This window comes from Solemya pervernicosa gill symbiont, from assembly GCF_002020875.1.
Classification (GTDB): Bacteria; Pseudomonadota; Gammaproteobacteria.
This window is the reverse complement of sequence record NZ_MPRL01000009.1, coordinates 16,543-37,993: the sequence shown is the minus strand read 5'-3', so window position 1 is coordinate 37,993 and position 21,451 is coordinate 16,543. Positions and strand designations below refer to the sequence as shown.

Below are 21,451 nucleotides of genomic sequence, written 5' to 3'. Positions count from 1 at the left end.
GGATTGAAAGATGAGAAAATCGACTATCGCAGCAATGGCTATCGTTGTAGCCCTGTCGCTCTGGCTCTGGAGTGGTAGCGATGCGAAGCAACACGATGTTGAGCAATCCGCCACAGCGCTAAATACAGCCCCAGTGAGCCTGTTGAAGGTGCAGTATCGCCACTCCGTCGCGAGCGATATCGAGCGCGTGGTAAAGATTCAGGGACAACTTGAACCCTTCCGCAGCGCCGTACTGCGCGCCGAGACGGAGGAGACCATCAAGGAGATTCACGTTGAGAAGGGGCAGCAGGTCAGCAAGGGTGACCTACTCTTCTCTCTCGAATTGGGTGATCGAATGGAGCGACTCGCAGAGGCCAAGGCGCAACTTCTGCAGTATCAAGTCAAACTCAAGGGCATCAAGAAGCTGGGGAAGACCAACCTGAGTTCAGAGAACTCACTGCGCGAGGCTGAGACCAATCTGGCTGCGGCAAATACCCAGTTGGCAGCCATCAAGCTCGATATCAAGCATACCCGAATTCGCGCCCCCTTCACCGGCATCGTCAATGATTATCTGATCGAAGTGGGCGAGCTGGTACAGATGGGCGACAACCTTGCGACCCTGGTTGAGTGCAGTCGACTACTGGCCACCGCACAGGTACCACAGCTTACGGCCGGTAAGTTCTCCCTTGGCCAAGCCCTGGAGATTATTACCGCCGCTGATGAGCGCATCAAGGGCACCATCACCTACATCTCAAGTGTTGCCGATGAGGCCACCCGTAGCTTTCGAATTGAGGCGGAGATCGATAACCGCGACAGAGGCGTGGCTGCTGGAATGAGCGCCACGCTAGCAATCCCTGCCGACAATGTCAGCGCGCATTTTATATCACCCGCTCACCTGACCTTGGGTAACGACGGCTCTATTGGTGTCTACATCGTTGCAGAAGAGGATCGTGTGCAGTTTTTCCCCATTCGCATGCTGCGAAATGAATCGGCTGGCACCTGGATTACCGGCCTCCCTGAAAAGGTTCGGATTGTCACCCTGGGACAGGGTTTTGTTATCAACAATCAAAAGATCATTCCCATTGCTGAACCCGACAAAACAGCGGCTGCCGCAGGGGCAGTACTGTGAAAAGCGTGATTGAAGCGGCCTTTGACCGAAGCCGCATCGTTATTCTTGTACTGCTGTTTGTACTGCTTGCTGGATCACTCTCCTGGCAGGCGATACCCAAAGAGGCCGACCCGGATGTAACGATCCCAATCGTCTACGTTTCGATGTCACATGAGGGGATCTCACCTGAAGATGCTGAGCGCCTGCTGGTACGGCCAATGGAGAAGGAGCTGCAGTCGATTGAAGGGATCAAGGAGATGACCAGCAGTGCGGCCGAAGGCCACGCCTCGGTCACGCTTGAATTCGAAGCGAGTGTCGATAACCAGCGTGCACTCGATGATGTACGTGAGAAGGTCGATATCGCCAAGATCGAACTCCCCAACGACACCGACGAACCGGAGGTGCATGAGGTCAACGTCGCCCTCTTCCCGGTGCTTACCGTGGCCCTTTCCGGCACGGTACCGGAAGCAGGCATGTTACGCATCGCGCGTGAACTGAAAGACCGCATCGAATCACTACCACAGGTACTGGAGGCCGATATCGGAGGGGATCGCGAGGATCTCCTGGAGATCATCGTCGACCCGCAGGTGATGGAGAGTTACGACATCCGTTTCAGTGAGGTGTTTGAGCTGATCAGCAACAACAACCTGCTGGTTGCCGCTGGAGCACTCGATACGGGTGCCGGGCGTATGGTGGTGAAGGTGCCGGGTGTGATCGAGGATCTCAATGACATCCTGAAGATGCCGGTCAAGGTGGCAAACAATAATGTGGTCGTATTCGAGGATGTCGCCTCCATCCGTCTAACCTTCAAGGACCCGGAGGGTTTTGCCCGCGTCGGTAGCCAGTCTGCCATCACGCTCGAGATCAAAAAGCGCGTCGGTGCCAACATTATCCAGACCATCGAAAAGGTCAGAGAGATCGTCGCTGCTGAGCAGAAGCACTGGCCGGAGACACTTCAGGTCGCCTACCTGCAGGACAAGTCGGGCGAGATCAAAGATATGCTCAACGATCTGACCAACAACGTCATGAGTGCGATTGTATTAGTCATGATTGTGATCCTGGCCATCCTCGGTGCACGTTCAGCACTGCTGGTCGGTATGGCGATCCCCGCCTCCTTCCTGGCTGGAATATTCATCCTCTACAACCTCGGTTATACCCTCAATATCGTCGTACTCTTCAGCCTGATTCTGGTCGTTGGCATGCTGGTCGATGGCGCTATTGTCGTCTCCGAACTGGCAGACCGTCGACTCGCTGAGGGAATGCGTGCCCACGAGGCCTACGCGGGTGCTTCAAAACGGATGTCGTGGCCGATCATCGCCTCCACCGCAACAACCCTTGCGGTGTTCCTGCCGCTGATGTTCTGGCCGGGTGTGATTGGTGAGTTCATGGGTTATCTACCACTCACGGTAATCATCTGCCTCAGCGCCTCACTGATCATGGCGCTTGTTTTTATCCCAGTGCTCGGTGGCGTCACCACACCACATAACGAAGAGCGTCAGATCAGGAAAAACCCCGAAGGGCGTATGACCCAGATCTATGCCGAGCTACTGGCAAAATTACTGCGTCATCCCGGTAAGGTTCTACTGGTGGCACTAATGGCGATGATCGGCTCCTACACCGCCTACGGCACACACGGTCACGGTGTTGAATTCTTCCCCGATGTGGAACCTGAGTTTGCTCAAGTCCATATCCGTGCACGCGGGGATCTGTCGATCCATGAGAAGGATGCACTGGTACGTGAGGTTGAGTCTCGCATCCTCGATATGAAATCGCTCAAATCGGTCTATGCCCGCTCCTTCAATAACAGCAGCGGCGAAAACCGTGCTGAAGATGTGGTCGGTGTGATCCAGCTACAGTTCACCAACTGGCAACATCGTCCCAAGGCGTCTGTAATCATGGATCGGATCCGTGAACGCACTGCCGACATCTCGGGCATCATCATTGAGGTGCGCAAACAGGCAGGAGGACCTGGTGGTGAGAAAAAACCGGTACAGATTCAGCTCTCCAGTCGTGAGCCTGCACGTCTTGCCGGTGTTGCCAAGCAACTGCGAGCCGTTATTGACGAGGTAGGAGGTTTTGTTGATGTCGAAGACAACCGCCCTCTTCCCGGCATCGAGTGGCGACTTGAGGTGGATCGCGAGAAGGCGGCACGCTACGGCGCCAATGTGCAGATGATCGGCAACACGGTACAGATGATTACCAATGGTATTCGCATCGCCGGTTATCGTCCCGATGATAGCGACGACGAGGTCGACATCCGCGTACGTTACCCCTTTGTTGAGCGCAATCTGGATCATCTGAGCGATCTACGTGTCGCAACCGCTAACGGCATGCAGCCGATCACCAACTTCGTCACCCTGATACCCGCCGCCAAGACCGGCACCCTGTCACGTGCCGACGCCCGTCGGGTGATTACGGTGCAGGCCGATGTTGCTGAGGGTGTATTGCTCGATGAGCGTGTACAGCTGGTCAAACAGCAGCTGGAGAAAAACCCCCTCGATCCTGAGGTAAAGATTACCTTTAAGGGTGAAGATGCCGATCAGCGCGAGGCCGCCACCTTCCTCTCCAACGCCTTCATGATGGCAATATTCCTGATGGTGGTCATTCTGGTCACCCAGTTCAACAGCATCTACCAGGCACTACTGGTACTCTCTGCGATCATCTTCTCAACCGCCGGTGTACTGCTGGGTCTGTTGCTAACGGCCCAGCCATTTGGTGTGGTGATGGTTGGTATCGGAATCATTGCGCTGGCCGGTATTGTGGTGAACAACAATATCGTTCTGATAGATACCTATAACGGCTATCGGCGCGACGGAATGAGTATCTACGATGCGGCATTAAAGACGGGACGGGTTCGTCTGCGCCCAGTTCTGCTCACGGCCATCACCACGGTACTGGGTCTGATGCCGATGGTCTTTGCCCTCAATATCGACCTGATCGAGCGCACCATCACCTTCGGTGCCCCCTCAACCCAGTGGTGGACGCAGCTCTCGACTGCGATCGCCGGAGGACTCACCTTCGCCACTCTGCTGACCCTGATCCTGACACCTTGCCTACTGGTGCTGGGAGAGCAGAGCTCGGCCAGAATCAAGGCGCTGTTCCTGCGTATTGCCAGGATGATGGGCCACCAACCTACAACAGAGTAAGCCTAATTTTGGAGTGAGATTGATCAGACATATGCTCCCAATGTGTTACCTATTCTGAGCACTGGACGAACACATAAAGAGGAGTGAATTCTGCTAATCTTCTAGTTGGAATCCATCTATTCAGTGCCAAGGGAGTGTAAGACACTGTCCGTTAACCCTCGATGAGGCGACAACAGTCGTCTCGTTTCCGGAATAAGCAGGCATGATCAAAGCACTCACGCTCCGAGACAAGCTGACCACACCATTTATCTGTGTCGATTCTGAAAGCTCAATTGGCGAAGTAACGATACAGCTCCGCGCCGATACAGACTCCCTTATCCTGATCCAAAGAGACGCCACACCTATCGGCCTCATCGAAAGTGAATCGGTCATCGGATTCGTCGGTGATCAGCTCGCAGCCATCACCACCCTGCCCCTGATCGAGATCATCGTCATCAGTGAAGATACCGAACTCGATATTGCAACGGATCTATTGGAGCAACATCAGTGCGACTATCTATTGCTTACCCATGAGGGTGGCAAGGTCTCCAGAGTTCTTAGCAAACAGCAGCTCTGCTCTGCAGATGAACAGCGTGAAAAACAACTCGCCATCTCCAATTTCGTCATGGACCACATTACCGAGGCGACCTTTCTTGTCGCTGAGAATGGGCAGATACACGATGTAAATCGTGCAGCCTGCGAGTCACTCAGTTTTAGCCAAGAGGAGCTATTACAGCTCTGCGTGCCCGATATCGACACAGAGTTCACCTGGGAGCGGTGGCAAGAGCTTTGGAAAAAACTAAAAACCGAGGGTTCGATGACCTTCGAATCGACTCACCGTTCCAAACATGGTGAAACCTTTCCCGTTGAGATCAATACCAATTTCTTTCTCTTCAATGGTTCTGAATATAACTGCGCCGTGGTGCGAGAACTATCCAACCGCAAGGCCTACGAGTTTGCCTTAAAAGATAGTGAAGCACGCTTCAAAGCGATGATAGAAAACAGCTCCGAATGGATCTGGGCCATCGATATTAACGGTATTCACACCTATTCAAATCCCGTCATCGAAAAGATTCTGGGCTATCACCCGGATGAGATCATCGGCACCAGCAGCTTTAGTCTGCTGCATGAGCAAGATCAGGCTAAGGTTCTGGAGAGGCTTCCCGAGTTGATCAATAACCAGCAAGGATGGGACGGCTGGTTATTACGTTGGCGTCACAAAGATGGAAGCTATCGCTACATGGAGAGCAATGCTACCCCCGTCTATGACCTCGAACAGCGCCTAGTTGGCTTTCAGGGGGCTGATCGCGACATGACAGATCGTATTCTGGCAGAACGTGATTCCGCCCGTAATACGGCCGAATGGAATTACGCGATGGATTTCTTTGAGGATCCAATCTACCTGCTTGGCCTGGATCGCAAAGTCATCCGCGCCAACCACGCCTTTTACCAATTCACTCACACCACTCCTGATCAGGTGATCGGTAGTCATATCGCCGGCATCATCCACCCCGATGATGAAGAGGAGTTATGCCCGGTCTGCCTTGCACAGGAAGAGCGGCGCGATGCGGTCATCACCATGGAGGCCCACCATCCGGACAATCCTGCGGGTGCACCGATAGAGGTCATCTCACGAATCACCCGTGATGAGCTGGGGGAAGCAAGTTCCATCCTCATGACCATCCGTGATCTAAGCCGTGCACGCCGTACCAAAGAGCAGCTAAGTCAGTCGCAGGTTGTCTTTGAAAGCACCAGCGAGGGGATCATGATTACCGATATGCGGTTACAGATCGTCGCCGTTAATCCAGCCTTCACCACCATCACCGGCTATACAGAACAGGAGGCCATTGGAGAGAAACCGAGCCTGCTCAAATCTGAGCGCCACGATGAGGGTTTCTATCATGAGCTGTGGCAAGCCGTTGAGTCGACCGGTAGCTGGCAGGGAGAGGTCTGGAACCGTCGCAAGAGTGGTGAGATCTACCCTGAGTGGCTAAATATCAGCACCGTTGAAAATGAAAAAGGAGAGATCATTAACTATATCGGGGTCTTCTCCGATATTTCACAACTCAAGCAGTCGCAATCACGACTCGCCTTCCTCGCCCACCACGACCCGCTGACAGGACTCCCCAACCGGCTGCTGTTCCGTGCACGTCTCGACCATGCCATCGACCGCGCTGACCGTGATAAACGACTGGTTGCGGTTCTGTTTCTCGATCTTGACCGTTTTAAACATGTTAACGACAGCCTCGGTCACACTGTAGGCGATGCCCTGCTGGAAGCCGTTGCCAAACGTTTTGAAAACCTGATCCGCAAAGAGGATACCGTCGCTCGTCTCGGCGGCGATGAGTTTGTCATTCTGATGGAGGGGCTTGCTGATCCAGAGAGTGCCGCCCTGCTTGCAGAGAAGATCAGTTCGGCCCTAAGGGATCCATTCTATATTCAGGAGTATGAACTGTTTGTCGGCGTCAGCATCGGCATCAGCATCTATCCACAGGATGGTGACGGTGTAGAGCAACTGCTCATGAATGCCGACTCGGCGATGTATCGTGCCAAAGAGGTCGGACGCAGCACCTACCAGTTCTACACCGAAGAGCTTACAACACAGGCCTTCGAGCATCTGGTTCTCGAGGGCCAACTGAGACGTGCCATCGACGATGAACAACTCCTGCTCCACTATCAACCGCAGGTCGAGATCGAGAGCGGCAGGGTGCTAGGCTTTGAAGCGCTGGTACGCTGGGAGCATCCAGGACAGGGACTCATATCCCCTGCCCATTTCATTCCACTTGCCGAAGAGACCAATCTAATCATTCCACTCGGTGAGTGGGTGCTGCGCAGAGCGGCACAGCAGGGACGAGAGTGGCTCGATAGCGGCTTAGAGTTCGGCACCATATCGGTCAATATTTCAGGCCCACAGATCAGACTCACCGATCTACGTGAAACTGTGCGTACAATTCTGGAAGAGACAGGGCTACCTGCTTCTCGTTTAGAGCTTGAGATCACAGAAACCTTTATTATGGGTCACAGCAAATCGGCCATTGAACAACTTCACTCGTTACGTGAACTTGGCGTTTCGCTAGCCATCGACGACTTTGGTACAGGCTACTCATCACTCGCCTATCTCAAACAGCTCCCAGTCGACAAACTAAAAATCGACCGCAGCTTTGTCCGTGACCTGCCCAACGACGAGAACGATGTGGCCATATCACGCGCTGTTATTGCATTGGGAAATAGTATGCGATTTACCGTTATTGCGGAGGGTGTAGAGACCGAGGAACAACGCGAATTCCTGTTGAAGGAAGGCTGCGCACAGGCACAGGGATTTCTCTTTAGCAAACCCTTGGAGAGCTTTTCAGTAGTGAGCTATCTTGGCCTCCCCAGCAGTAAATAAACCGCTCAACTCTTCTTCAATTAGCCTTAACGTCACCACCAATATGTGCTCAAGAATAGTCTTGCTGAACTATTCAAACGCCTGTGAGCTGGAAAATCTCATAATCGACAACTAGCATCTATTAAACAATAAATAAGATGTCGCATCATTTGTGATGAGAGCAGCACATACCGCACCACAATAGTGCGACCCGCCAAGCCACAGCAAAGAACTATTGATTTCCCCAGTTAATTTGTAAAGTATTGTGAATCGTTGTCGCTAAAAGACCTTGAGACTCTCTCAATGTGATATACAAAAAGCGGGCTGACTGATTGATTTGGCTAGATCAACAATCTTGTTCATTTTATTTCACCACATTTAATGGATATCCATATGCAAACAACAACTTCAAAAAACACGCATTTTCGTTATTTACTTACCGCTCTGCTCATCCCTGTTCTCACCCTGATTGGGAGTGCTAATGCGGCGCAAAAATACTCTCCCAATGATGTCTATGCGGGGGTGGAGTATGCCAACAGCCTGATAGATAGAATCCTCACCGCCAATGGCGTCACTGAGATCAACATCCCAGTCTCTCGTGAAGCCGGTGCCAAGCCGATGCATGTTTACGAGCTGCACGTATCGGCACTTACAGAGCTCTATGCATACGCGCTCGAAGAAGAGCGACGCCCACCTCCACTTGCTGTATCAACACCGATCACATACACGCCAACCGACGTCTACTACCTTACTCAGCTTGTTATCAACAACCTGGAGGAGGTCTATCGCGACTCTGGGGGATACATCGACTTTTCGATGAATAGTCACAGCGGCAAATCACCTGCCGATGTCTATCAGGAGCTGTTTGAGCTCTACTACCGTCTCAACCTACTAAATGGCAAGAGCAAGGTGAGTCCGAATGAAGTGTACTCACACATCTTTCGCGCCAAAGAGGATCTGCAATTTAGTCTTCTAACTCTCTCAAAACATCTCGCCGATAGTGATGAGATAAAGAAAAGACTACTGGTAACCGCAATCTATGGCATGCACCCTGACGGTTCGACAATGACACCATTAGAAGCCGGTAAAAAACCGGGAGACGTCATTGCCAAGTCGATCACCATTCGTGGCAAGCTCAATCTACTGCGTAAACGCAATAAGTTACCTGAGATCCCTCGCCCTAAGCTTGAAGAGTTCGGTGCAGCCAAACCGATCGACGCATTTCTACAGACACAGTTTATTATCGCTGAGTTAAACCTGCTTAAGATCCCAATGGACATCAGTAGTACAACTAACAGCGCCAAGGCGGTAAGTGGAAAAACGCCTTCAGATGTCTATCAAGAGATGAAACACATCGAATACATGATCGATCGACTCATCCAAGCGCTATAAGAGACGGGGAACTACACCATGTTAAATTCAATCAAGAAAAAAATAATTGTTAGCAACGGCGCACTACTCGTCATCCTGCTACTCGTACTAATCTTCGCCCTTATACAGCTTAAGAGTAATCAACAGCTACTCGCACAAGAGGAGGAGAACGTTACTATTCTCACCGAGATCGCTGATATCGAAGAGCATTTCCTTGAGTTTCGTATAGCCGCCACCGAGTTTGCACTGCTGTTACAGAATAGTAGCAAGCAAAAACGCGATGACGACTACAAACAACTTCGTACAATTTTTTCAGAGTCGGTTCACCCTGAGATCGCTGCTGAGACAGCCACGCTAGAAAACTACTATTCACAGATAGAGAAGGCTGCAACTGCATTCATTAATGATGACAAGATGGAAGGCGGCTTGCTACTAAACACCTCTATTGCCACAGCCGATCAGATTCTTACTGTGCTTAAAAACCAGTACGGTGAACACAAATCTGAGGTTGACGTTATAACCGGCGAAATTCACGAATCGAACAGTGCCGTCACCTTCTCACTCTACGCTCTGCTCGTTGCGATGGTCGTAGCTGGTATCGGAATTTCTCTCTTCCTCGCCAATATGATCAGTAGCGGTCTGATCAAGCTTCAAAGGACCGTTGAGGAGATTGAACAGAATGGTGATCTGCGTCTTAGAGCAGATATTCACTCCAATGATGAGGTGGGAAGTCTTGCTGAGGCGTTTAATCGTCTCATCGACAATCTGGCCAACATCGTCAGCCAGGTCATGGCGCAGGCCGATCAGCTCGCTACAGCCGCTGAACAGCTCTCAGCCATTACTGAACAGACCAGCTCGGGTGTACAGCAACAGTCTGATGAGATCAGACAGGTTGCAACCGCCATGAATGAGATGTCCGCAACGGTCCAGGAGGTTTCGAACAATGCCGAACACGCCTCTCAGTCCGCTGAAGAGGGTAACAGCGAGGCAAATAATGGTAGCACTGTTGTACAGAAGACTATCTCTGCTATTAATGAACTGGCTGGCGACGTACAGAGCTCTGCTGATGTTATAGAGAAGCTTAAGGGCAATAGCGAGAACATCGGTACCGTGCTCGACGTGATCAAAGGCATCGCCGAACAGACCAACCTTCTAGCACTCAATGCAGCAATCGAAGCAGCACGCGCCGGTGAACAAGGACGCGGTTTCGCAGTGGTTGCCGATGAGGTTCGTACTCTTGCACAGCGCACACAGGAGTCGACCAAGGAGATTGAGGCACTGGTCGATGCACTCCAGGGTGGTGCACAACAGGCCGTTGATGTCATGGAGCTTAGTCGTGACAAGGCGCAAAACACCGTAAGCCAGGCACAACATGCAGGTGAGTCGCTCACAGCTATTACCACTGCAGTGAGCAACATTCTCAACATGAACACTCAGATTGCCAGCGCGGCTGAAGAGCAGTCGGCAACGACCGAGGAGATCAACCGCAATATCAACAACATTCAGAACATCTCAGAACAGACAGCACAGGGTGCTGAACAGACTGCGGCTGCGAGTAATGAGCTGAGCCAGTTGGGTGAGAGTCTGCGCAGCCAGGTATCGCAGTTCAAGGTTTGATTGATACCTGAGCGTTGCTTAAGAGAGGGATCGCTGATGCGATCCCTCTCTATCCACAGCATAAATATTGATTCCGAAGGATCAACCATGTCGCTACGACAGACGCCTACACATTTAAACGGCTCTACATTTAATTTCACAATTCGGTACAGCTCTTTTCATCTGCCTCATGCCGGACGAAGTGCACAAACAACTACCAACCAGCCAACTTTTCCCTCCAGTTTGTCTTCACCAAAGATGAGAGTATTTTTCTCTCTGCGTTGTACTAATTGACGATGACTGACTACTCTTTAGCGAGGATTGTTCTGTAGTAAACAAGTGCGTTCAGGATCAACCCGGCCAATTTTACAAAGGTAGAGATTTTGGCTGGAGGCGTTAGCAGGCTAACAATGTTGATAAACTGAGGACGACGAAATAACTACACTCCCAAAGAATCTCACTCTATTTCTTGTTCTGAGTAGTCTTGGCGTTGCCGGGAACATCTACAACATTGAGATGTTCTTTGGCGTAAACCAGATATTCGGCAGTATTTTTGTACTACTGGCCGTCTGGTATTTAGGACCGGCTGCCGGCGCACTCTGCGCGATCATCGTTCACAGCTACACAATCTATCTCTGGGGACATCCCTACGCCTTTATCGGCTTCGTACTCGAAGCTCTCATGGTCGGAGTACTGCTCCGCTGGCGGATTAGGAATATCTTCATTGCCGATATTATTTACTGGCTACTGATCGGTGTTTGGCTGGTACCACTCTTTTATGGACACTATATCGGACTACCCGAGACCCAGGTCACATTAATCATGCTCAAGCAGCCCGCCAACGGCCTGCTGAACGCTCTCACGGCATCCTTAATCATCTTTCTCGCCCAACGATGGCTAAAGACCAGTAACAAGGTATCCCTACGATATGCGCTATTTACATTCATAATGGTGACAGTGGCTTTCTCTCTGTACGCCGCCGCCAACCTGATTACCCGGTATACATTTGAAAACTCGCAAAAAGATGTCACGGAAAACCTCCACACCTTCGGTAGTCATATTGACAATGAACTAAGACACTTCCTTAGGGATCTACCTGCTTCAATGCGGCAGCTTGATCGGACTGCGGCGAGTGGAGATCTACCGGTAAATCTCGACAAGCAATATATAATCGACACACTCTGGCGACTGGAACGTAGTAATGAGAGTCAAGTCATTGCATCTAAACATGAAACCGCTGCACCGTTAACCACACCGTTTCCGTGTAACAACTCGACATCCATCACCCTGCAAGAGAACCAGCTCTATGTTAGTTTTTTAACTGGCGACAGATGTCTGATCGGTTCCCTTCCTGCCAGCAGATTAGAGCAATTTCTAAATCTTCAGGCCGTTGAAGAAGGGGTGGTAGTTTTTGCGGTTATCGACAATCACGTAGTGACTTCAAGCCTGGGAAATCAGGTTGATGCACCATTTGAAGGAACCTCTATCCCACTCAGTAAGAACATCTATCATCTACTCCCCTCCGGCGAGATGCCAAAGATGCGACGCTACAAGCTATCACACTACATCTACGAACTTCCCAAAAACGACATTATCAACTGGCAGACCATTATCAAGCTCTCGTTTTCGAAACATGTTGATGAGCTACAGCGTATTTATATCTTCATCTTCAGCGTCATGCTCGGTGTTATTTTGCTCGTCGCGCTGATCGCCTACCTGCTCAGCAACAGCCTGCTCTACGCACTCACTAGACTGACAACTATCACTGCAGACCTGCCGAAAAAGATCGAGCAGCGTGAAACCATCAGCTGGCCGCAGAGCAATATTCAGGGGTAACCAATCTGACGACCAATTTCTCACAGGTCGCAAATAGCCTGAGCACAACCTTTAACGCCATGGAGGAGCGAATCAAAGAGCTAAGATGTATGTACGGAATCACAGAGGCCATTCGCCACCATAATCAAATCGATGAGATCCTGAGCGCCGTTGTTGAAATCATGCCGATGGGCTGGCAACACCCCAAACACACGACCGCCCGTATTACCATCGATGACATGGTCATCATAGATGAATCGTTTCAGATAACGCCCTGGAAGATGAGTAGCGAAATCACCATTGACGAGCGCAGTCGCGGCCGTGTTGAGATCTTCTATACAAAATCATTCCCGGAAATCGATGAAGGCCCCTTCCTCCTGCAGGAGCGAAATCTACTCAATAGCATCGCAAAGACTGTGAGTGAGGCAATTGAACGCAACGAGGCAGAGACAGCCCTGGCCGATAGTGAGCAGCGACTCCGCGAGGCTCAATCAATGGCTCATATCGGCAACTGGCACTCCAATATGACTACTGGAGATTTAAGCTGGTCTGATGAGGTCTTCCACATCTTCGGCAGAGAGGGAACTACCTATATTCCAAGCCTCAGGCAATACCACGAGTCCATTCATCCAGACGATCTCCAGCTGGTTGAGAGTAACGTGCAACTGGCCCGTGAAAGCGGAAGTTACGACGCCACCCACCGTATCGTTCGTCCAGACGGGTCGGTACGTCACGTCCATGAACTGGCACAGGCGAGTTTCAATGCCAGCGGAGAGCCTGTTTCATTAACCGGCACCATTCAGGACATTACTGATCAGATAGAAGCTGAACAGGCCCTGATCATCGCACGCGATGAAGCCGAACAGGCCAACACCGCCAAATCGGATTTTTTATCTCGAATGAGTCATGAACTTAGAACACCGATGAATGCGGTACTGGGCTTTGCACAGCTACTTGAATATGAGAGTACGCTCACTGAAGAGCAACAATCACACATCCACGAGATTATTATTGCGGGTAATCATCTGCTTGCCCTCATTAATGAGGTTCTCGACCTCGCCAAGGTTGAATCGGGCAAGTTGGATATGGAGTTCGAACCGCTTCAGCTGTTTCCCCTCATCAAAGAGTGTTCTGCACTAGTCAGCACCCTTGCAGAAAAACGCCAAATATCGATATCTATAAATGGCGTGAGTGATAGCGTGGTGGTTGCTGATCGCACCCGCTTGAAACAGGCGCTGCTTAATTTGCTCTCAAATGCAATCAAATATAATTCTGAGAAAGGGAACATCATCATTGAAGTCGAGGCCCTTGCCGATCGACGGATTCGTGTTCTTGTCACCGATAACGGAACCGGTATCCCTGCTGATCGCATCTCAGAGCTATTCGAGCCATTCACTCGCCTCAGTGCTGATAAAACCTATATCGAGGGAACCGGAATTGGCCTGACTCTGACACGCAAGATCATCGAGGCGATGAAAGGCAGCATCGGTGTTTCAAGCAATGTGGGTGTTGGCAGTACCTTCTGGTTTGACCTTCCCCAGGGTACTCCTGAACAATCGGAACGCTTCACGAGGAGAAGCAAACACTCTGACGAACCCCAACAGACGATAGATAAAGGGAGAGTGAACGTACTCTACATAGAAGACAATTCAGCCAACATGCGGCTGGTCGCACAATTCATCAGCAAACGTCCTCAAGTTAGACTTCTGGAGGCCGCCACCCCAAGCATTGGCCTTGAACTGGCCACTGCCCACCACCCTGATCTCATCCTGCTTGACATCAACATGCCAGAGATGGACGGCTATCAGGTCTTGAAGCGACTTCAGAAGAGCGACGAACTCAGGCACATCCCGGTCATTGCAGTTACAGCCGATGCGATGCCACACGATATCAAGCGCGGACTCGAGGCCGGTTTTAGCGACTACCTCACAAAGCCTCTCAATATTGAGGATTTTTTTTCACATCATCGATCAACAAATCACCATCAACGAGACCAGGCTTGGTAAGTAGCCTTCCAGGTAACCAAATGAGGGCCTGCGTAATCAGATTACACAGTTAAAAGTTTAATCTGAAGAAGTGGATTAACAAGAGAGGCCGCACATTCGGCCTTTCTTGTTCTTTATTTAATACCGTATCAGCAGACATCTACTGTACAGCACTCCCAACACTACATTTTTTACTATCTCGCCGTATGGCATAGCGACTATCAAGATCCAAAAGCATTCAGGCCTGCATCAACCACGAGATTGAAGGCTCCAGGGTAGCCCTCATGCTAAACCCACTCCCCCCTTCCCTTTCTCCTGGCCATTAGAGACGACAGTCCAGTCAGACCCAGCAGCAGCCACAGCGGATGAAGAGCACCGCCGCCACTACTACTGCCCTCATTGATAGCCAGCTGCTGCGCTACTCCACCGGGGTCGACCACACTATTATTTGCCTCGCTATCGGCATCATTAGGTCCACCATCCTCAATAGTCAGCTCCACGCACCAGTGCCCCTCGTTAAGGCCACTCTGGTAGGCACTATCACCTGGAGGCGGGCAGAAGCCCGCTTCACCTACGGCCGAGGCAAGGCCATTACTGCCCTCTTCTACAAACGCCTGCCACCCCCCTGGCATCCATTTTCTGTAGACCGCATTGGCAGGAATCGTTACAAACTGAGGAATGACCACCTTGATCGACTGGCCTGCAACGGGCAGCTCGGAGACGATAAAATCGAACAGCTCGGAGGTGTAGTCATACTCGGGGCTATCATCAGTGTCGCCACCACCGTTGCTGACATCCTCCATATTGACCTCCGCCTGACCGTTGCCGGTTTGGAATGCGATCGCACCCAGGCTCAATCGCAAACCCGGTTCCGTCTCAATCAGATAACTAGCCGCTTCACCGCTCTGCTCCTGCAGTACATTGGGAATCGATATCGCATCCAGATAGTCTGCAACACCGTCACCATCACTATCTCCGTAGCCCTCACTCTCATCATCGATACCATCACCGTCACTATCGCTCTGATCAAGACGCGGTGCTGCCGCTACAATATTCAGCGTTATCTCGGTCGCATCACTCGCACTGCCATCGCTAACATCCAGCGCTACGGTATAGATCCCTCTACTCAATCCGGAGGGATCGAAGCTAAAGGTATCCGCTTCGCTATCGCCATCGCCATCGACGAGCGCATTGTCACTGGCTACCCAGTTATAACTGTGTGTGTCACCAATATTGGGATCGCTAACACTACTTATAAGGCTAACAACCCCCCCTCCACTAATAACGGTACGTGTATCCCCAAAACCCTGATTCGCGCTCAGTGTGACTATTGGTGCGACGTTGCCCTCAACCAGGCTAATGGTGTGGGTAGTCATACTCCCCTTCACCGCATTTGTTGGACTGCCCATGGTAACGACAATATTTTCTACACCCTCGCCGGCACCATCATCGATGGTGGCGAAACTCACCGCTAACTCCGTTCCCTCTTCCAGAGTGGCAGTGGCACTGATCAGAGAGTGGTCACTCCCATCGGTAGCAGCACTACCGCCCACGCTATAGGGTACGATGACCGGGTAGTTTGCCGCTTCGCCGTTGAGAATCACGTTAAAGGTAACGCTGCTCCCCTCAGCAGTGAGCTGATCCTTGCTGAAATCAACCATGGGATTAACCATCACCATCTGAATGGCAGAGCCACTATTACCCGCACTATCCGTCGCGCTCCAGGTCACCAGATGCACTCCTGGTTTGAAGTGGCTGGGTGCATCTGAGGTAACCGTCAGGTTGCCATCCATCCCATCTATGGCAATAGCACTACCCAGACTCACCGGGGTGAGAAGCCCTGTGGCATCAACCATCACATCATCCGGTGCTGTAACCAGTGGCGGATTATCATCCACGGCAGGATTGGTCTCAGCGATAAACTCCTCGAGGTTACTTAACCCATCACCGTCCAGATCACCCGCCGCATCACTGGGATCATAAGGGTCGAGACCGTTGTCGCTCTCCCAGTCATTTTCTATCCCATCCCCATCAATATCACTATCGATCCTATCGGAGATGTTGTCATTGTCCATGTCGGCAAAGACCCATACCTTAAAGGCCGACAGGCTACTCTCAAACTCGCCATCACTGACACTAATCACGACCCCCCTCGTAGTGCCTATATCACTGCTATCCGGGGTACCGAACAACGCGCCAGAGCTAGTATCAAAGTTCGCCCAGGCAGGTTTGTTCACGATGCTGAAGGTGAGTTTGTCGCCATCATTATCATTGACCGTAGGAATAAAACTGTAATCAACATCATCACCTACCTTTGTGGCCGGATTACCACTAATGGTTGGCGCGACATTGCCGACAGTTCGGGCAACAGAAGTCGCACTGGTAATGCCACCCTTGCTGTCATTTGCAGTAACCACCACGCTGATGGACTTATGTGCCTCAATGCCGGTCAGCGTGTAACTGTTGCTGTCTGTACCGATATTCGTGCCATCGGCCCTCCATTGATAGCTGTAAACCCGGCCGTCCCCGTCAGCATCACTCCAACTACCGCTACTACTGCTGATAGTGTTGCCGACCTCTACCGTGCCGCTGATAATCGGCAGCACTGTGTTGATCGGTGCATCATTGACATTGACCACGGTACTGGTCGCACTACTAGTGACACTCTCGTCCGTATTTTCCAGGTCACGATAACTCGCCGTTACCGTCATGGTTTGCCCCACATCCGCCTGCTGCAGCGGGTAACTATCACTGGTCGCACCCTCGATCACACTCCCCCCACGCTTCCACTGATAGCCAATCCCGCCAAGACCATCAACGTCCGCCAGGTCATTACTGGCACGTAGGATTTGGAATTGAGTGGGTTTGCCGCTGATTGTCACGCCACCAGTCGGAGTCTTATTCACGGAGGTAGCAGAAACCTTGGTTGTCGCATTAGCGCTACCATTAACCGTGCCATCATTGGGTGTCAGGGTGAAGGTTGTAATGACACTATTACCCGTAATCACCTGATCGGTGGTGGGTGTAAAGATCAGCGCCTGCAGGCGGCTGGTCAACGTAGTGAGATCCGTACTCCCTAGGATATAGCCACCCGCACTTCCGCTCAGTCCTGTGCCGCTCAAGGTGCCGTTGGCAGCACTATAGCCAATCGCGACACTGACATCATTGGATTCAATATCGGCTATCGTCACGCCACTGAATGGTGATGTTGTAGCGTTGTCGTTGACAGTACCAGCGGTAGTAAAGGTGCCTCCCAGCATCGGTGCCGTATTGAAGGGCTGCAGTGCAATCTGACTCAACGCAGGGGAACGCGCTGCCGAGAGCGTTTGTAGCTTGGCCTTCCAGCGCAGGTCATCCGTACCGGTATCGGGGAAGGTGAAGAACTCCCCGGAGATGACCTTGTACCAGTTTGTACCGCCATTATTAGATAGGTAGTAGTCGATCGAGGTGTCTGCGCTGCTTGTCTCCGTCGCTGACAGACGAACCGTCAAGATGTCCGTTTCACTGTCATTGACCTTTTTCGATACCGCCAGCCCCGAGAGTTGGTACTGCTTGGTCTGAAGATAGAGCTTATTGGTCACATTATAGTTGGCGGCAATCAGGTCGAGATAACCATTGCCATCAACATCGCCAAGTGCCATGCCTCTTGTGTCATCCGTTTCCGAACCGATAGCTTCACCTGAAACACTAAAGCTACCGCTACCGTTATTCCAATAGAGTCTGTTGCTCCCTGATGGATTACCGGTCACCAGATCGAGATCACCATCCCTATCGAGATCGCCCAGCACCAGATCCCAGTGCTGATCGGCGTCAATGCCGATAGCCACGCCACTCGCATTGAAGAGACCGCTACCGTTATTACGATAGAGCTTATTGATACCGCCATAGGAGCCGGAAACCAGATCGAGGTCGTTATCACCATCTACATCACCGAGCGCAATCGTGGTGGTGTTATCGCTATCGGTATCGATGGCGGTGCCCGTCGCGGGAAAACCGCCACTACCGTTGTTCAGATAGAGTCGATTGGTCTGGTTACCGACGCCCGTCACCACATCCGGGTAGTTATCGCCATTCAGGTCGCCAACGGCAATGCTCCAGGTAGGATTGGTCTCCGATCCGATGTCACTTCCCGTTGCACTAAAGAGACCGCTGCCATTATTGAGGTAGAACTTGCTGGTCTGACCGTTATTACCGGCCACCACATCCAGATCACCGTCTTGATCAATATCGGTCAGCTCTATACCGGAGGTGTAGTTCGTCTCTGAGCCGATGTCTCTACCACTGGAGGGAAAACCTCCGCTGCCATCATTGAGGTAGAGCTTGTTGGTCTGGTTCTGGTTTCCTACGACCAGATCGAGGTCACTATCACCATCAACATCACCCAGCTTAATCGCTCGGGTGCTGTCTGTATCGGATGAGCCGATAGCACTACCCGTTGCAGGATATCCGCCACTGCCGTCATTGAGATAGAGTCTGTTGGTCTGGTTGTAGTTGCCGATGATGAGATCCAGATCACCATCCCCATCCACATCACCTAGCGCCGCCTTGTAACTGCTCTCCGTCTCAGAGCCGATAGCCGTACTGATAGAGAAGCCATCGCCGCTGTTGTTCATATAGAGTTTGTGCGTGTTGCCATCGCTGGCATTCACCATGTCGAAGTCGCCATCGCCATCCAGATCACCCAGAATGATGGCAAAGGTGGCATCTCGATTTGAGCCGAGTTGGGTGCCGGTTGCTGAAAAGCCACCCGACCCATCGCCCAGGTAGAATTTACTGACATTTCCATGCGCACCGGCGACCAGGTCGATATGGCCATCGCCATTGATATCGGCAACCTCTACGGCGGTGGTGTTATCGGTCTCTGATCCGATGGCGGTTCCGGCACCGGTGGTAAAACCACCAGAGCCATCATTGAGGTAGAGCTTAATGATCTGATTGGCATCACCCGAGATCAAATCCAGGTCACCATCCTCATCGACATCGCTCAGGGTTACATCGTAGGTCTCGCCCAGATCGGAACCGACATCCGTACCTGCGCCAGTGGTAAACCCACCGCTACCGTCATTCAGGTAGAGCTTGTTACGCTCTTGAAAGTTGCCCGCGACCAGATCGGGGAAACCGTCTCCATTGAGATCCGCCAGTGCAATCTCCCAGGTGGTATCTGTATCCGAACCGATGTCAGTGCCTGTTGCCGGAAAGCCACCGCTGCCATCATTGAGATAGTACTTGTGGGTATCGCCCGCGTTACCAGCAACGACGTCCAGATCACCATCGTTATCGAGATCGGCCAGTGCGACAGCTCGAGTGTTATCGGTCTCTGAGCCGATAGCTGTGCCCGTGGCAGAGAAACTGCCACTACCGTTATTGAGGTAGAGCTTATTGATGCCTGGTGCAGTTCCGGTTACCAGATCAAGATCGCCATCCCCATCAATGTCACCCAGCTCAACCGCATAGGTGATATCACTCTCTGTGCCGATAGAGGTTCCAGTGCCAGTGGTGAAGCCACCAGAGCCGTCATTGAGGTAGAGTTTATTGGTGGCGCTTTGAACCGCGACTATCACATCCAGATCCCCATCACCGTCCACATCACCGAGAGAGACATCCCAGTTCTTCTCTACCTCAGATCCGATCACGGTTCCGCTGGCATCAAAGCCACCGCCAGTCGAGCTACTGCTACTCATATAGAGTTTGTTGGTGGCGGACTGTCTTCCCGTCACCATATCGAGCGCACCATCACCATTCAGGTCGCCCATGCTGAGAGAGTAAGTAATATCCGATTCAGAACCGATATCCGTGCTTTCAGAAAAAACGCCACTTCCGTCATTTAGATAATATTTATTTCTCGCACCAACATTAGCCACCACCAGATCAAGGTCGCCATCATAATCGAGATCGATTAAGACCCCCTCTAGTGTGTTTTTATAGGTGTCGCTACTAATGGGTGCACCGTTAGAGGGGAAACCACCACTACCATCATTCAGATAGAGGCGATTACCCTCATAACCGAGTGAGAGAAAATCGAGGTCACCATCACTGTCAACATCACCGAGGAGGGTGTCGTAGGTTAACTCATCCTCGCTACCAATCACGGTCCCTGTGGCCGGGAACCCCCCGCTACCGTCATTTAAATAGCGACGGTTAACCTGTCTCTGATTGCCCACAACCAGATCCAGATCTCCATCACCATCGAGATCACCCAGGCGAACGCTTAATGTATCCTCGGTCTCGCTACCAATCGCCACACCCGTAGCCGAAAAACCACCGCTACCATCACCCAAATAGAGCTTATGAGTTCGACCCATGTTGCCCGAGACAAGGTCAAGCTTGCCGTCGCCGTTAACATCACCCAGGGCGATATCTCGGGTGCTATCAGTATCTGAGCCGATATCGACGCCGGTGGCAGAAAAGACTCCACTGCCATCATTAAAATAGAGTTTGTTCGTTGCATTATAATTGGCGGTCAACAGGTCCAGGTCACCATCACCATCAATATCAATCAGGTGAACCTGCCAGGTCGTGTCGGCCTCACTACCAATGGCCGACCCAGAAAGCGGAAAACCCGCACTACCATCATTCAGATAGAGAAGATTGGCTGATGTATTACCGGCCACCAGATCCAGGTCACCATCACCATCAACATCACCAAGGGTGACCCTTGTCGTGAAGTTCACATCACTATCGATAACCGTGCCTGTTTCGGTATCGTCTGGCAGCCCGATCTGACGCTCGCGCCAGGCCAGATAGACGGTCTGCTCAGTCGTTGACCAGTGGGCATTGCTTAAGCTGGTGTCATTAAGAGTGGCAGCTGAGAAATCTTCCGTAAACGGCAGGCCCGTCGTCGCCGCGCACAGTTGTGTAGAGACGATCAACAGCAGCAACAGGGTAATGGCATTTATAAAATGAACGGGCGTTCTGGTCATAACACTCTCTTCTATACTGGTAGAGAATCCTCTATTGCTAACCACTGTCCTGAGATAGCGCCGATCAGTTACGCAAACCGCCATGCTGCCGACAGAGTCCAATTTCTGGTTAACAACCGAAGATATTCCTGAGAAAATCGCTATGCGCCATCACAAGGTGGCACTCTATTTATGAGGCTTAAATG

The 21,451-nt window shown here is 51.5% G+C and carries 8 protein-coding genes; 7 read left to right on the top strand and 1 reads right to left on the bottom strand.

What is annotated here, in order from left to right:
- The first annotated feature begins 10 nt into the window (after positions 1–10).
- The 7 genes from BOW52_RS03630 to BOW52_RS03600 all read left to right on the top strand — a co-directional run bounded on the left by BOW52_RS03630 (position 11) and on the right by BOW52_RS03600 (position 14,367).
- A complete protein-coding gene (locus BOW52_RS03630) occupies positions 11–1,108 on the top strand; it encodes an efflux RND transporter periplasmic adaptor subunit (protein ID WP_078482726.1) in 1,098 nt (365 codons plus the stop codon).
- Positions 1,105–4,233, top strand: a complete 3,129-nt coding sequence (locus BOW52_RS03625) for an efflux RND transporter permease subunit (RefSeq protein WP_078482725.1) — start codon at positions 1,105–1,107, stop codon at positions 4,231–4,233. The genes BOW52_RS03630 and BOW52_RS03625 overlap by 4 nt, the downstream gene beginning before the upstream one ends.
- Positions 4,234–4,435: 202 nt before the next feature.
- Positions 4,436–7,600, top strand: coding sequence for an EAL domain-containing protein (locus BOW52_RS03620; protein ID WP_078482724.1), 3,165 nt, complete (start codon positions 4,436–4,438; stop codon positions 7,598–7,600).
- 372 nt (positions 7,601–7,972) lie between these two features.
- Entirely contained in the window at positions 7,973–8,971 is a 999-nt protein-coding gene (locus tag BOW52_RS03615; RefSeq protein ID WP_135621998.1) for a hypothetical protein, read from the top strand.
- A gap of 18 nt (positions 8,972–8,989) precedes the next feature.
- Positions 8,990–10,567 (top strand): methyl-accepting chemotaxis protein, encoded by a 1,578-nt coding sequence (locus BOW52_RS03610; RefSeq protein WP_078482722.1) that lies wholly within the window; start codon positions 8,990–8,992, stop codon positions 10,565–10,567.
- 495 nt (positions 10,568–11,062) lie between these two features.
- A complete protein-coding gene (locus BOW52_RS03605) occupies positions 11,063–12,382 on the top strand; it encodes an ECF transporter S component (RefSeq protein WP_078482721.1) in 1,320 nt (439 codons plus the stop codon).
- A gap of 89 nt (positions 12,383–12,471) precedes the next feature.
- The gene (locus BOW52_RS03600) at positions 12,472–14,367 is read left to right on the top strand and encodes an ATP-binding protein (RefSeq protein ID WP_172840112.1); all 1,896 of its coding nucleotides are present in this window, start codon (positions 12,472–12,474) and stop codon (positions 14,365–14,367) included.
- A 266-nt stretch (positions 14,368–14,633) separates the two neighbouring features.
- On the opposite strand, the gene BOW52_RS03595 is transcribed toward BOW52_RS03600, so the two are convergent.
- A complete protein-coding gene (locus BOW52_RS03595; RefSeq protein ID WP_172840110.1) occupies positions 14,634–21,266 on the bottom strand; it encodes a beta strand repeat-containing protein in 6,633 nt (2,210 codons plus the stop codon).
- Positions 21,267–21,451: the final 185 nt, after the last annotated feature.

What these genes read in the sequence shown, in the direction of transcription:
- BOW52_RS03620 (WP_078482724.1), top strand. Translation starts at nt 4,436, where the DNA reads ATGATCAAAGCACTCACGCTCCGAGACAAGCTGACCACACCATTTATC.
- BOW52_RS03605 (WP_078482721.1), top strand. Translation starts at nt 11,063, where the DNA reads ATGTTCTTTGGCGTAAACCAGATATTCGGCAGTATTTTTGTACTACTG.
- BOW52_RS03615 (WP_135621998.1), top strand. Translation starts at nt 7,973, where the DNA reads ATGCAAACAACAACTTCAAAAAACACGCATTTTCGTTATTTACTTACC.
- BOW52_RS03610 (WP_078482722.1), top strand. Translation starts at nt 8,990, where the DNA reads ATGTTAAATTCAATCAAGAAAAAAATAATTGTTAGCAACGGCGCACTA.
- BOW52_RS03595 (WP_172840110.1), bottom strand. Translation starts at nt 21,266, where the DNA reads ATGACCAGAACGCCCGTTCATTTTATAAATGCCATTACCCTGTTGCTG.
- BOW52_RS03630 (WP_078482726.1), top strand. Translation starts at nt 11, where the DNA reads ATGAGAAAATCGACTATCGCAGCAATGGCTATCGTTGTAGCCCTGTCG.
- BOW52_RS03600 (WP_172840112.1), top strand. Translation starts at nt 12,472, where the DNA reads ATGTACGGAATCACAGAGGCCATTCGCCACCATAATCAAATCGATGAG.